The sequence below is a fragment of the Psychrobacter lutiphocae DSM 21542 genome (assembly GCF_000382145.1).
Taxonomy (GTDB): Bacteria; Pseudomonadota; Gammaproteobacteria; order Pseudomonadales; family Moraxellaceae; genus Psychrobacter; species Psychrobacter lutiphocae.
Genome location: NZ_KB907624.1, coordinates 87,605 through 100,531 on the forward strand (window position 1 = coordinate 87,605; position 12,927 = coordinate 100,531).

Consider the following 12,927-nt stretch of genomic DNA (forward strand, 5'->3'; position numbering starts at 1 on the left):
TTTTTATCAAACGTACATTATGCCTAATCTTGCGTGTTGATACAACCAAGCACCCTTGAAATAATACAAATGTAGTCGCATATTAAATACAATATCTTATGACTAAAACTAATTATACTGAATATAACCGTTAAAAATTTGATTTAGTTTCTTATATCTACTCCGATCTTAACTTATGACCACAGTAGAGTAGGCTGATTTATGACCACAGTAGGCTGGTACTTTTAACCTAGCGAGGTCTGTTGAACATTTTCCACGTTAGCATAAGAGTGATGTGGTTTTAAGGACCAATGTTTGTTAATTGCTAATGACTGCTGGACTTAATCCACCGCCTACGTCAAAATTTGAGGTTGGAGTTATACTCGTATATATTTACGCATACCTATCATGCCAAAGGATTAACTATGTTGTTTCATTCTGCTAAAAATCCAGTTGAATTAAAAGTCATTCATCTTAATAAAAGTCAACAAGAGCACCGTAAGCGCTTAATTGAAGCGGTGGAAGATAAAAATACTGTCAAAAAATTTCAAAAAGCTTTGGCGAAAAAAGCAAAACAAAAGTTAAAAGAAAAGCATAAAAGTAAGGATAAAGAAAAGCGCATTTTCGTCTTAGACTTTGATGGTGATATCAAAGCCTCTGCGGTTAAGCACTTACGTGAAGAAATTAGTGCCATCATCAGTACAGCAAAGATAGGTGATGAAGTTGTTGTGCGTTTAGAGTCAGGCGGTGGCATGGTGCACAGCTATGGTCTGGCGGCTGCTCAATTGGTGCGCCTCAAAGATGCTGGGCTGACTTTGACCATTTGTGTGGATAAGATAGCAGCAAGTGGTGGCTATATGATGGCGTGTGTAGCAGATAAAATATTAGCAGCACCTTTTGCGGTGATAGGATCTATCGGTGTCGTTTCACAAATGCCGAACTTTAATAAATGGCTAAAAAAACACGACATTGATTATGAGATGTTTACTGCTGGCGAGTATAAGCGCACAGTGACTATGTTTGGTGAAAATGATGATGAAGATCGTGCCAAGTATAAGGAAGAGCTTGAGCAAACGCACAAGCTCTTTAAGCACTTTGTGACAACTTACCGTCCAACACTTGACCTGTTTAAAGTGGCAAATGGTGATCATTGGTATGGTAAAGATGCTCTGAACTTAAACTTGGTTGATGAGTTAAAGACATCTGATGCTTATTTATTAGAACAAATGGAACACCATCAGGTATATGCATTGCAGTCACGTCAAAAGCCTACTTTGGCAGAAAAGCTAGGTCTAGCCAATGCTGCTCATGCAGCGGTATCAAGCTTAGTGAGTACTGCAACGACATCAGCAATTCAAGTAATAGGTAATAAACTACCAGAGGTTTTAACAAAAATTGAGCAAGATAAGCGGTTGAAGGTTTAACGGAAGTACTCTACAAGCAAGCCTTAGCTATACCACATTTTGACAGCCTCTTTCTTATAGCTAACCACATCAAGAGCTGGGTTTTAAATATTATTGAAAGTAGGCTGTGCCTTCTAAATTAGCTGATTAAAATAGAAATAAATTATATTGGGATAAAATTACCAGTCTACACCGATAAATAAAAAGTTGCCTACCATGACAATACAACCTATAAAGATTGCTGCAATTTCAGATATTCATAGTAATATTTTTGCTTTAAATGCAGTGCTTACTGATATAGAAACTCAAAATGTTGATGTTATTGTCAACTTAGGCGACATTTTATATGGGCCTATTGCACCTAAAGCAACTTATGACCGGTTGTGTGTATTGCAAGCACAGCGTCCTAATACAATTACCATACGTGGCAATCAAGATAGACAAATATACGAGGCTGATAGCAAAGAAATAGCTGAAAACTCAACCATGAAATTTATTATGGATGATTTACCAATTGATGCTATTAAGTGGATGCAGAATTTGCCATTTGAGCATCACTTAACAGAAAATGTTTATTTATGTCATGGTTCGCCAACCGATGATATGATTTATTTACTTGAAGAGGTTGAGTCTGGAGCACCAACGATACGTCCAGATAAAGAGATATTGCAGTTACTGAATGGTAATCTAGCTCAAGTTATTGTTTGTGGGCATACACATATTCCACGTACTGTAAAATTATCAACTGGTCAAATTGTCGTTAATACAGGTAGTGTTGGATATCCAGCTTATGAAGATGATTTACCTGTTTCTCATAAGATGGAAACTTATTCGCCGCATGCAAGCTATGCCATTATTGAGCTTAAACTTATTAATGATATTTCAAGCTGGAAGGTAAGTCATATTAAGGTGCCTTATGACCATGCAAGTGCTGCGAAGCTCGCTTTAAGAAATGGTCGTAAAGATTGGGAGTATGCGCTCATGACAGGAAGAGTGGGAGGGTAACTTGACTATTGTTGAATAAAAAATCATAAATTAGCCATTCCCGCTTTCGCTACTATCTACTTATCGATACGAGGCATTGGCTAAGAGTTGACGAGTCGCTTACTTCGTGCGCCGCGCCAAATCAAGCCACTGCAACTCGTCTCGCTAAGCAGTATATCCGCTACAATCGGGGCTAAGCATTTGCCACATGACTTATATTATATGACCTCCAGCGACAAAATCATGTATACATAACAGACGTAAAGTCAACGATAAGCCTTGATGATGCACTCTTACAGGATATCCAGTCGCCATACATTTGATATCAAATATTGAAAATTATCCAAATTTAAAAGGTAAGCCCTAACGCAATAAATTAAACGCAGCAATTAGTAGGTTTAATGAGCTTGACCGGGTTTTAAATGGATAGGTTGTTTTATAGAAAAGGTATAAATTCTACGTCAGCTCGATGAATATATCCTTCATAATCCTTGATTTATCGCCTTATCACCCTCATCAACAAACAAAACCTCCTTTATAATAAATAGCCTAAGCCAATGCCAGAAAATAATTCATCAAGCCTATCTTCAAGTAATCCTCATTCAAATACAAAACCTTCAAACCATACCAATGATAACGCTTTTATGACATCTGAAACTTCTGCCTTAATTATGCAACCCAATAAGCAACAAGACGACCGACAGCATGAGCTACCTGTACTTGCCAAAGATCGGCATTTTTTAAGCCGTTTGCAACGTGAAATCACCCGTCCCAACAAAAACACACCGCCAAAAGTGCTGGCAGAAAAACAAGCCAAGTTTGAACAAATCAAACAGCGCTCACAGCAAGCGGTGCAAGAACGTATCGACAGTATTCCGCTAAAAATGGCGGAGCGCCTTAACGATGAGTTGCCTGTCAGTAAGCGTGCCGAAGACATTGTACAAGCTATTAAAGAGCATCAAGTCATCATTGTGGCAGGCGAAACAGGATCAGGTAAAACCACACAACTGCCCAAACTGGCTATGATGGCAGGGCGAGGGATAACAGGGCAAATAGGACATACGCAGCCAAGACGGCTTGCCGCCAGAAGTGTTGCAAACCGTATTGCCGAAGAGCTAGGCGAGCAACTTGGTGATACCATCAGCTTTAAGATTCGCTTTAATGAGCAGGGCAGTGCAAAATCCATCGTCAAACTGATGACCGATGGTATCTTACTTGCCGAATTGGGGCATGACAGGTTTTTAAACCGTTATGACACCATTATCATTGATGAAGCACACGAGCGTAGTCTAAATATTGACTTTATTATGGGCTATTTAAAGCAGCTATTGCCTAAGCGTCCTGATTTAAAAGTGATTATTACCTCAGCTACTTTAGATACTCAGCGTTTTAGTGAATATTTTGCCCACTATGATAAGCGTAAAAAGCGGATGATACCAGCGCCAGTTATTAATGTGGAAGGTCGTGGCTATCCGGTAGAGGTACGTTATCGTCCGCTCACCGACACGCCTGTGGGCAGCTCAGACGATGACAGTTATGATGATTTTGAAGACAATCTGCCACGAGCGGTTGTCGCAGCAGTTGAAGAGTGTTTTGATGATGCTGTCAAAAAAGGGCATCCTGAGCATGCCGATATTCTAATTTTTGCGGCAACCGAAGCGGAAATCCGAGAGATGCAAGAGGTCTTGATTCAACATGGACCTCGCCATACCGAAATATTGCCGTTATTTGCCCGTCAAACGTATGCCGAGCAACAGCGCATTTTTAAACCCTCAGGGCGTGGAAGGCGTATTGTTATCGCTACTAACGTCGCTGAAACAGCGTTAACGGTACCAGGTACTCGCTATGTGATTGACTTGGGGTTTGCCCGTATTTCACGTTATTCCTATCGCTCTCGGGTACAGCGACTTCCTATTGAAGCCATTTCACAAGCAGCTGCTAACCAACGCAAAGGTCGCTGTGGCCGTGTTGCTCCTGGGGTGTGTATCCGTCTATATAGTGAGGAGGATTTTGCCAGCCGTCCAGAATATACCGAGCCTGAAATCTTACGCACCAACCTAGCGTCTGTTATTTTACAAATGGCGAACTTGCGTCTGGGTGCTGTCGAAGATTTTGATTTTATTGAGCCGCCCGATAGCCGCTTGGTCAAAGATGGTCGCAAGCTGCTAGATGAGCTAGGTGCACTTGAGCCCAAACGTCCTGACAGCAAAAAGCCACTAGCAAAGCAGACACTCAATGATGTCAAACTAACCCGTGTTGGTCAGAAAATGGCACGCATGCCAATAGATCCAAGGCTGGCACGTATGTTGGTTGCCGGCAGTGATTTTGATTGTATGCTGGAGATGCTGATTATCGTAGCAGCATTGGCGGTACAAGACCCACGTGAGCGTCCAGCAGAAAAGCGGGCACAGGCCGATCAAAAGCATGCGTTATTCCGTCAGCCAGACTCCGACTTTTTGTTTTATTTAAGCCTGTGGCAAGCCTTGTATGCCAATGGCAACAATAAATTAAGCAACAGTCAGCGCCGCAGTTTTGCCAAAAAGCATTACTTAAGCTTCCCACGCTTGCGTGAATGGGAGCGTACTTATCATCAGCTTGAGCAAATGGTTACGGACTTAAAGTTGCTCACTGATTCGGGTACAGCAAAAAAAGATATGCCACAAAGCCTATCACAACAACCAGCGTTAACCAGAGCAACGCAAGATAAATTGGTAAAAAGTAAGTCAGCCAAAGGCAAACCAGCTAAAGCTAAAGAAAAAGGGATTGCTAATAAAGTTACCGCCAACCAAGTTGCACCAGCCCTAATTGCTGAAGCTGGTGAGGTTGATGATGAGATACGTGCAGTGAAATATGCCAATTTGCACCGTGCCTTGTTAACCGGCCTGCTGTCTGTCATTGCACACAAAACAGATCAGCGTGGTGAATATTTGGCTGCCCGTCAGCAAAAAACCAAAATCTTCCCAGCCAGTACCGTCTACAAACAAGCGCCGGCTTGGGTGATGGCGTTTGAGATTGTCGAAACTTCGCAAGTCTTTATGCGTACGGTGGCCAAGATTGAGCCAGAATGGATCGTGTCGGCTGCGGGTAACTTGCTCAAATATCACTACTTTGAACCGCATTGGTCGAAGAAAACTGGGCGAGTGCGTGCCTATGCACAGATTAGCCTATTTGGGCTTATTGTGGTCGCCAAACAGTTGACCAACTATGAGCAAATCAACTTAGAAGAATCTCGTGAAATCTTTATCCGTGACGGATTGGTAACCGGTAACTTTGGCCGACAAGCACCATTTTTACAGCACAACATGGATAAAATTGCTGATGTAGAACGCATTGAAGACAAATTGCGTCGTCGAGACTTACTGGTTGATGAAGAGGCCTTATATCAGTTTTATGAGCGCAAAATACCAGCGCACATTGCCAGCCGTAAAGCCTTTGAAGACTGGCGAGCAGAAGTCGAAAAAGAAGATGCAAAGTTCTTATTTTTCACAGATGAAGATGTGCTGAAAGAAACTGCCCCGACCACGGGTGAGTTCCCAGAAGTATGGCAACTCGGTGATCTAAAGCTGCCGTTAAAATATGTTTTTGATCCAGCGTCTGAAGATGACGGGGTCACCATTCGTGTGCCATTAGCTGCACTCCCTCAGCTTGATGCTATTGAGCTATTATGGGGGGTGCCAGGGTGGCGATATGAATTAGTATTACAACTACTGAAGTCGTTACCAAAAGAGATTAGACGTAAGATTGTACCGATTCCAGATACGGCCGACAGCCTGTATGATGAGCTACAAAAAAACCATCAAGTCGGGCTGCTCAATCAATTGTGCCAAGCCTTGCAACGTCGTGGCGTGGTCGGAGTCAAACCAGATGACTTCAATCCGTCTGCAATAGACCGTTATTTGCAGCCACAAATTTGTGTTGTCGATGACAAAAAGCAGATTATTGAAAAAGGGCGTGATTTAAAAGCATTACAACTACGTCATGCTAGTGAAACAAGTCAAGCTATATCTTCTGAAACAGATGCCCAAGGTGTTCATACGCACTTTCCAGAGCATTATAAATTCAGCCAAAATCGTCATAGCGCTGGCGTGGTTATGAAAGAATTTTCTGCCTTGGTTGCCGATGAGGCAGGCGAAGCTGTGACCATTTATCAATTTACCGATGTTACCGCTGCCTTAAATACACATCGTAAAGGGGTGTTGACCCTTATCAAGTTACAGCTAGGCGCCAAACAAAAACAGCTCACCAGCCAAATTGACAAAACCTTTAAGCTAGCATTTGCCCCACTTGGCGACATGGAAAAACTAAAAACCATTGTTGTCGATGCCACCCTAGATGCAGCTTTAGAAGCCCATGCACCTCGCTATAAAGACCATGATGACATCATACCCGACAATGCCGATGAGGCAGCCTACCAGCTTGCTGAACAGTTGCCATTAGACGACATTGAGTTTGAGCAAACAGCAAAAGCAGTATTAGGTCAATTCTTATTAGAAGGTCAAACAGTTTTAAAGCTTTTAAAAGAAGTGTATTCCCGTTGGCAGCGCATTCGCCGCAGTCTCTTGATGCTGGATCGTGAGATATTTGGCGAGTCGATTGACGACATCGAAGATCAGCTCGATGACCTGCATTTGTCCGATTTTGTTTATCGTATGAACTATGAACATTGGCAACAGTATCCTCGCTATCTTGAAGCCCTTGAGGTTCGTATTGAGCGTCTTGAGCACAATCTTGATGGCGACCTTGATGCGGTATATGAGCTTGATGTGCATATGGAGCGCCTCGCTGGACGTGCCGATGACGAGGCTATTAGTGAGTATCGCTGGCTGGTTGAAGAGTTTCGAATTCAGCTATTTGCACAGCCGATGAAGACCCGTCAAGCCGTATCTCAAAAGCGTTTAGAGCGGATGTGGGCAAAAGTCACCGCTCGTAAATAATCCTCTTTGTTGACTCAGTGATAAAGTTGGTTGACATAAAGTTGGTTGACATAAAGTTGGTTGACATAAAGTTGGTTGACATAAAGTAGGTTGGCATAAAGTTGGTTGGCATAAAGTTGGTTGGCATAAAGTTGGTTGGCATAAAGTAGGTTGGCATAAAGTGGGTTGGCATAAAGTGGGTTGGCATAAAGTGGGTTGGCATAAAGTGGGTTGGCGTTTAATTATTTGGAGCCAATCTCGCTTTGCGCTACTATCTGTCCGTCATGACACGGCAGTTGCTAAGCGATGTGCTGTCTCTTACTTCGTGAGCCAGCGCATCGCAAGCGCCTGCAACGTGTCCTGCCAGCCAGTATATCCGCTTCAATCGAGGCTAAACCGCATCCCACGACCACATTCAAAGCTTTTGCAGGATATCGTATGTAGGCTGGCATCGGGTTTGCTCGGTCTCGTCCCTCGACACCAACCTACAAAGCGCACAAGGCACTGCTCCCTTCCTTTTCCTTTAGCCAAGCACAGCTTGACTCTTGCGAAGCTAAAAAGTTATCCCAGAGCTTTTTTCAACGCTTCTCAGGGTCGGGGATGGATTTGTTTTTTAACATTGCTCATATTAAATTAAGGATGAATAACGTGCCAATATTCAATATTTCAGGTAATAAACTGGTTGCTGTGGAACAAACCAATTTTGACTATGAAAAACAGCTACAATCGTTGATTGAAAACAACCTTGAAACAGTATTTAACTGTCGGTTTGTGGCGACAGAGTTTTCAACAGGCACGTTGCATGCGGGTAGAATTGATACCTTAGCCTTATCTGAAGAAGATAATCCGGTTATTATTGAATATAAAAAAGTTGAGTCATCAGAGCTGATTAACCAAAGTCTTTTTTATTTGCACTGGATTCAAGATCATAAAGGAGATTTTGAAATAGCGGTGCAAAAGCAACTGGGTAAGTCAGTAAAAGTAGATTGGTCTGATGTCAGAGTGATATGTATTGCGCCTAATTATAAAAAGTATGATATGCATGCGGTACAAGTTATGGGTGCAAATATAGAGCTATGGAAGTACCGTCTGTTTTCGAATGATTCCATTTACTTTGAAGAGGTCTTCCATAACGCTAAGGCAGTAAGTAGCACAAATATCAATCCAGCAAATAAGTTAAAAAATCCAGTGATGGTAGAGGCTGGTAAAAAGGCGGCAATCACACGTGCGACAGTGACTTATACTTATGAAGAGCGATTAGAAGGTAAGAGTCAGAAGATTATTGATTTATCAAATAATATACGTGAGTTTATCTTAGGTTTAGATGAATCCATTGAAGAGTCACCTAAAAAATACTATGTGGCCTATAAGGTTTCGCAAAATATTGTTTGTATGGAAATTTTAAGCCGAAACATCAAGCTATTTTTAAAGTTTAACCCATCTGATATAGCTAAAGACACGCCGAATTTTAGAGATGTATCAGAGATAGGGCATTATGGTACAGGTGATGTTGAGTTCACCATAACCTCTGATGAGGATTTTGAATCCGTCAAACAATATATTATTAAGGCTTATAATAAAATTGGCGGATAATGACCTTTACTAAAACTCATTCGATACATGAAAAGCCCATGCACCCACACGACACTTCAATTCAGCTTGCCCATGACATCCGCCAGTATTTACAGGTCCATCAGCTAAGCGATGGCTTACCAGCGATTAGCTATGAGATACTGGCGTTGCAGCTGTTAGACAGCATTAAGCAAGAGCAGCAGATTGAGGCTTTATTTAATCAGCCACTGTCGCAAACTTGTTGTGATCCAAAATCACCAGACTTTGATCCGATTAAAGCCATTGTACGTATAAAAGATATAGATTATGACGAGGCGTGCTGGCTGAGTTTTTTGCTGATATATACCAATGACAGCGCAGAGAGTGATTGGGCGTTTATGCGTTTGCTTTATAATGGTATTGGCTTAACAGCGCCAAGGCTAACATGGCAATTTATAACCGAGCAGACCTTATCGTTACAAGATAGTTTGCAGCAGCTTGCCAAGGCATTAGCCGCCCATGATCCAAAGCCTAAGTTTGGCCATCACCGAGCTTATGAGTCTTTGGCGCAGTTGCCAGCTGTATTTCACAGTTATATTGCTTTTATCACTGAGCAGGGCGGACATAAAGCCTTATTTAAACCACATAAAACACTTAAACCAAACAAAAAGGTTATAGCTAAGCAAGCCTACTTTCAGACTCTATATTCGCTAATCCGAAACATCTATCGCTTTGGTCGGTTGTCGACTTTTGAGTATTTATGTTTAGTTGGCAAGATGGGATTGGCAGATGTGGCGCCAGACAGTTGTTATATTGCAGAGGCAAGTGGTCCCAAGCGTGGTGCTAAGCTGTTGTTTGGTATGTTAACCAATGAGCAGCTGGATAATCACGCTGTGGGTTTGGCAGATTATCTTGATGTGGGCTACCAGCAAATGGAAGCGGCCATTTGTCATTGGCAAAAGTCGCCGCAGCGATATATTAAAATGCCTCATTAACTGCTAGAGTCAGCGAATTAACTTATAGTCAGTGAAATACTAAACGGTTATGGTGTCAACCTCGCTAAGCCTACCTTTGTAATACTTGCGCTCGGTTGCCTTGTCACCATTTTAGATTTCTTTGGTTATAGCTTAAAAGCTTAATTAGTTTAAGGACTTAAAGACTTAAAAGCACAAAAGGATTACCCACAATTTAAACTGGGGTAATCCTTTTTGCATGTCCTTTTTTTTGCTTTTTAGCTCTTCTAGTTTGATTCTTGTAGATGAGCAGCCTAATTGTTAGGCTTCAACTTTATTATTTGCAAACTTGCTATTTGCAAACTTGTTATTTCCAAACTTGCTATTTCCAAACTTGCTATTTCCAAACTTGCTATTTCCAAACTTGCTATTTCCAAACTTGTTATTTCCAAACTTGTTATTTCCAAACTTGTTATTTCCAAACTTGTTATTTCCAAACTTGTTATTTGCAAAATTTATCACTTGCAAGTTCGTGACTTCCAAATCACCGACGCATCAATGCTATCAAGGCTGTCACGACCAGTGAGACGCATTGCCATTTCAAACTCATGTTGTAGTATGTGTAGCGCTTTAGTGACACCTTCAGCACCAGCTGCGCCTAAGGCATGAGCGATGGGTTTGCCTAATAGCACCGCATCAGCGCCTAGCGCTAAGGCTTTTAACACATCGGTGCCACGGCGAATGCCACCATCAAGCAACACAGGAATGCGTTGTTCTACCCGTTCGACTACTCTTGGCAAAGCCTCTATGGTTGGCGGCGCTGTGTCTAGCTTTCTGCCCCCATGATTGGAGACGATGATCCCTGCTGCGCCAATGTCGATGGCCCGTTGGGCATCTTCGCCACTGACGATGCCTTTGATTAATACCGGCAGCTTGGTATAGGCAATGAGCTCTTCCACCAGTTGCCAGCTTACTGGAACTGGTCTGCCGATTTTGTATGGCGTGACCAAGTCTGCTGGCAGGTTAAAGCCAATTTTTTGTTCTTTGTTGCGTACCGCAGAGGCGACAGAATCTAGGGTAATACAAATGGCACGACAATTATTCACTTCTGCTTGGCGGATGACGTCTTTGGCAAACTCTGTGTCTTGTTGGATATAGAGCTGAAACCAAATTGGCGTTGTAGCAACGTGTTGGATATCTTCTAAAGATGTTGTGGTAAATGAGCTAATGACACAGGCAGTATTGGCTTCACCTGCGCCTTTGACTGTGGCCAGTTCGCCTTCTGGGTGCATGATTTTTTGGAAGGCAAAAGGATCGACCATGATGGGATAGTCTAGGGTGTCACCAAATAAGTTGACCTTGGTGTCAAGCTCGCCAGCTGGATTGAGCACTCTTGGATTTAAAAAGATATCATCAAAGGCGGTGTGATTTTTGTTAAAGGTAATCTCTTCGCCTGCACCAGTTGAGACATAAGCAAAGGCGCTTTGGCTCATGTGTTTTTTTGCCAGTACTTCAAAGTCAAATAAGTTGGTGACTTGTGATAAGTCATTGATGGGGTAGTTGTCGAGTTCGTGTTGGAGGCTGATGTTTTTCATACAACTATTCCTTTATTAAATTATGATTTTGTCTTTTAGGTCAGCTATTTAAGTCAGTTGTTTAAGTTAGGTGGTTGAGGTAAATTGTTTTATCGCCATTTGTTTATTACTATCTATATCGACTGCAAGGTGGGTCTGTCAATAATAGGTTAAACCAGCAGACAAAATGTAGCAATGTTGTATGAAGTTGTATAAAAAATACTGATTTATTAAAAATACGGTTTGTTGCTGGCTCATGAGCGAAGTGACTTATACCAAATCTGTAAATTAAGATATCGAGGAAAAAGAGTGCAAACGCCACAAGTAGTAGGTTTAGCGAGTTTGACAAAGATAGGTTGTTTTTCAGAAAAGGTATTATAAAGGTTTAGAGAGGTTGAGTGCTACTCATGACTCAGGTTTAAATCAAGCTGTTCAAAAAATGCCATGCGATGCGGTATGCTGTTTAAAATAACCTGCTTTAAATCACCAATACGTTCGCTTTTATAAGCCACCGCATAATAGGCTAACAAGCTTTCTGCCATGTCCTCATAATCATTGGTTTTGGCATAGTAGGAGATATGGTGGCTGTCTTTGGCTTGTGCTTGTTTCCATAAGGCGTATTGCGGATTTTGTTGTTTAAACAGCATCTCGTTGAAATAATTGTGAGTGGCTTCATGAAACAAAGCTTCTTCAATAGAGCCTTTTTTAATATGTTCAGCACCTCGTTGCTCAAAAATAATGAGGTTATTGCTGCCGCCCATCAGACCGTTATAATGGTTGTGTATGGTCATAGAGTGGGTTGCGGCACGTAACTTTGGCGGAATATATCCCATTAATTTGGCATACTCCAAACCAACCAAATAGGCATCTTGCCAACTGCGTTTGCCATTATCATAGCTGACTTGCACCTCAATAGTTGCGCCAGAGTGATAGCGTGCGCTAAAGATATAAAATCGGCTGTACAACCATTTTTTTTGTTTGATTTCATAATATCTTCTAACAGCGGTATAGGGAGGATAACTGGGAAAAGATGTGGCAGGATGTGTAGAAGAGAGAGTAGAAGAGTAGGAGTAGAAAGAAGGCGAGAGATTTGAATGTGATACCAACTTGCTGGCAAGCTTGTTAGTGCCAGCCTGATCAGCGTTTTTTTGATAAGTGTACGCCTGATTGGTATTGGCCTGATTTGCGAGATCCTGATTTGATGCAGCACAGTTGAATCTATGCCCATAGCAAGACCTCATCGTTTCAGGCACAGACAGGCGTAAAAAATCATTGGCATCTGTCGAGTTAATGATGTCAGTGCCAAGCGCATAGACGGTGCCGCCAGTGCCATTAGGGTGGCCAAAGGCGGCGGCATACAGCCCAGAGCTTATGGTGAGAAGCAGTACGCTGGAAAATAAAAGATGGACGGCTCTCATGGTTGCTCTCTATATGTTCTATACGCTTGATATGAGGGTTTTTGGCTTGTTTCTGATTTTTTAATCCTGACTTTTCTAGCTTGTTAGCTATCTAAAGTCAGCTTTTAACGCCAGCTTTCTAATCTTTGAGCTCATTCTAACCTTTTAATTCT

10 protein-coding genes are annotated in these 12,927 nt (G+C 42.0%); 6 read left to right on the plus strand and 4 right to left on the minus strand.

Features of this window, described 5'->3' with window-relative positions:
* Positions 1-404 precede the first annotated feature (404 nt).
* The 3 genes from sohB (at position 405) to hrpA (ending at position 7,300) form a co-directional block, all read left to right on the plus strand.
* Positions 405-1,403, plus strand: a complete 999-nt coding sequence (gene sohB, locus H140_RS0102010; protein WP_019671985.1) for a protease SohB — start codon at positions 405-407, stop codon at positions 1,401-1,403.
* 195 nt (positions 1,404-1,598) lie between these two features.
* Positions 1,599-2,387 (plus strand): metallophosphoesterase family protein, encoded by a 789-nt coding sequence (locus H140_RS0102015; RefSeq protein ID WP_019671986.1) that lies wholly within the window; start codon positions 1,599-1,601, stop codon positions 2,385-2,387.
* Positions 2,388-3,037: 650 nt separating this feature from the next.
* Positions 3,038-7,300 (plus strand): ATP-dependent RNA helicase HrpA, encoded by a 4,263-nt coding sequence (gene hrpA, locus H140_RS0102020; protein ID WP_051086841.1) that lies wholly within the window; start codon positions 3,038-3,040, stop codon positions 7,298-7,300.
* Here the strand turns inward: hrpA and H140_RS0102025 are convergent.
* The gene (locus H140_RS0102025) at positions 7,284-7,502 is read right to left on the minus strand and encodes a hypothetical protein (protein WP_019671988.1); all 219 of its coding nucleotides are present in this window, start codon (positions 7,500-7,502) and stop codon (positions 7,284-7,286) included. The genes hrpA and H140_RS0102025 overlap by 17 nt on opposite strands.
* Positions 7,503-7,585: 83 nt before the next feature.
* On the opposite strand from H140_RS0102025, the gene H140_RS15765 reads away from it, so the two are divergent.
* From H140_RS15765 to H140_RS0102035, 3 genes are all read left to right on the plus strand, one after another.
* The gene (locus H140_RS15765; protein WP_156819049.1) at positions 7,586-7,723 is read left to right on the plus strand and encodes a hypothetical protein; all 138 of its coding nucleotides are present in this window, start codon (positions 7,586-7,588) and stop codon (positions 7,721-7,723) included.
* Between the two features lie 204 nt (positions 7,724-7,927).
* Positions 7,928-8,872, plus strand: coding sequence for a DUF5655 domain-containing protein (locus H140_RS0102030; RefSeq protein ID WP_019671989.1), 945 nt, complete (start codon positions 7,928-7,930; stop codon positions 8,870-8,872).
* Entirely contained in the window at positions 8,872-9,825 is a 954-nt protein-coding gene (locus H140_RS0102035) for an alpha-glutamyl/putrescinyl thymine pyrophosphorylase clade 3 protein (RefSeq protein WP_019671990.1), read from the plus strand. The genes H140_RS0102030 and H140_RS0102035 overlap by 1 nt, the downstream gene beginning before the upstream one ends.
* Before the next feature lie 272 nt (positions 9,826-10,097).
* Here H140_RS0102035 and H140_RS16010 read toward each other — a convergent pair whose 3' ends face one another.
* The 3 genes from H140_RS16010 to H140_RS0102050 all read right to left on the minus strand — a co-directional run bounded on the left by H140_RS16010 (position 10,098) and on the right by H140_RS0102050 (position 12,775).
* Positions 10,098-10,295, minus strand: coding sequence for a hypothetical protein (locus H140_RS16010; protein ID WP_167320779.1), 198 nt, complete (start codon positions 10,293-10,295; stop codon positions 10,098-10,100).
* A 6-nt stretch (positions 10,296-10,301) separates the two neighbouring features.
* Positions 10,302-11,378: an alpha-hydroxy acid oxidase gene (locus H140_RS0102045; RefSeq protein WP_019671992.1), complete on the minus strand. Its 1,077-nt coding sequence runs from the start codon at positions 11,376-11,378 to the stop codon at positions 10,302-10,304.
* A gap of 380 nt (positions 11,379-11,758) precedes the next feature.
* On the minus strand, positions 11,759-12,775 hold the full coding sequence (locus H140_RS0102050) for a hypothetical protein (RefSeq protein WP_019671993.1): 1,017 nt from the start codon (positions 12,773-12,775) through the stop codon (positions 11,759-11,761).
* Positions 12,776-12,927 lie beyond the last annotated feature (152 nt).

Bases quoted from the DNA above. Each gene is read 5' to 3' on its own strand.
- sohB (WP_019671985.1), top strand. From the start codon at position 405: ATGTTGTTTCATTCTGCTAAAAATCCAGTTGAATTAAAAGTCATTCAT.
- H140_RS0102015 (WP_019671986.1), top strand. From the start codon at position 1,599: ATGACAATACAACCTATAAAGATTGCTGCAATTTCAGATATTCATAGT.
- hrpA (WP_051086841.1), top strand. From the start codon at position 3,038: ATGCAACCCAATAAGCAACAAGACGACCGACAGCATGAGCTACCTGTA.
- H140_RS0102025 (WP_019671988.1), bottom strand. From the start codon at position 7,502: ATGCCAACCCACTTTATGCCAACCCACTTTATGCCAACCCACTTTATG.
- H140_RS15765 (WP_156819049.1), top strand. From the start codon at position 7,586: ATGTGCTGTCTCTTACTTCGTGAGCCAGCGCATCGCAAGCGCCTGCAA.
- H140_RS0102035 (WP_019671990.1), top strand. From the start codon at position 8,872: ATGACCTTTACTAAAACTCATTCGATACATGAAAAGCCCATGCACCCA.
- H140_RS0102045 (WP_019671992.1), bottom strand. From the start codon at position 11,378: ATGAAAAACATCAGCCTCCAACACGAACTCGACAACTACCCCATCAAT.
- H140_RS0102050 (WP_019671993.1), bottom strand. From the start codon at position 12,775: ATGAGAGCCGTCCATCTTTTATTTTCCAGCGTACTGCTTCTCACCATA.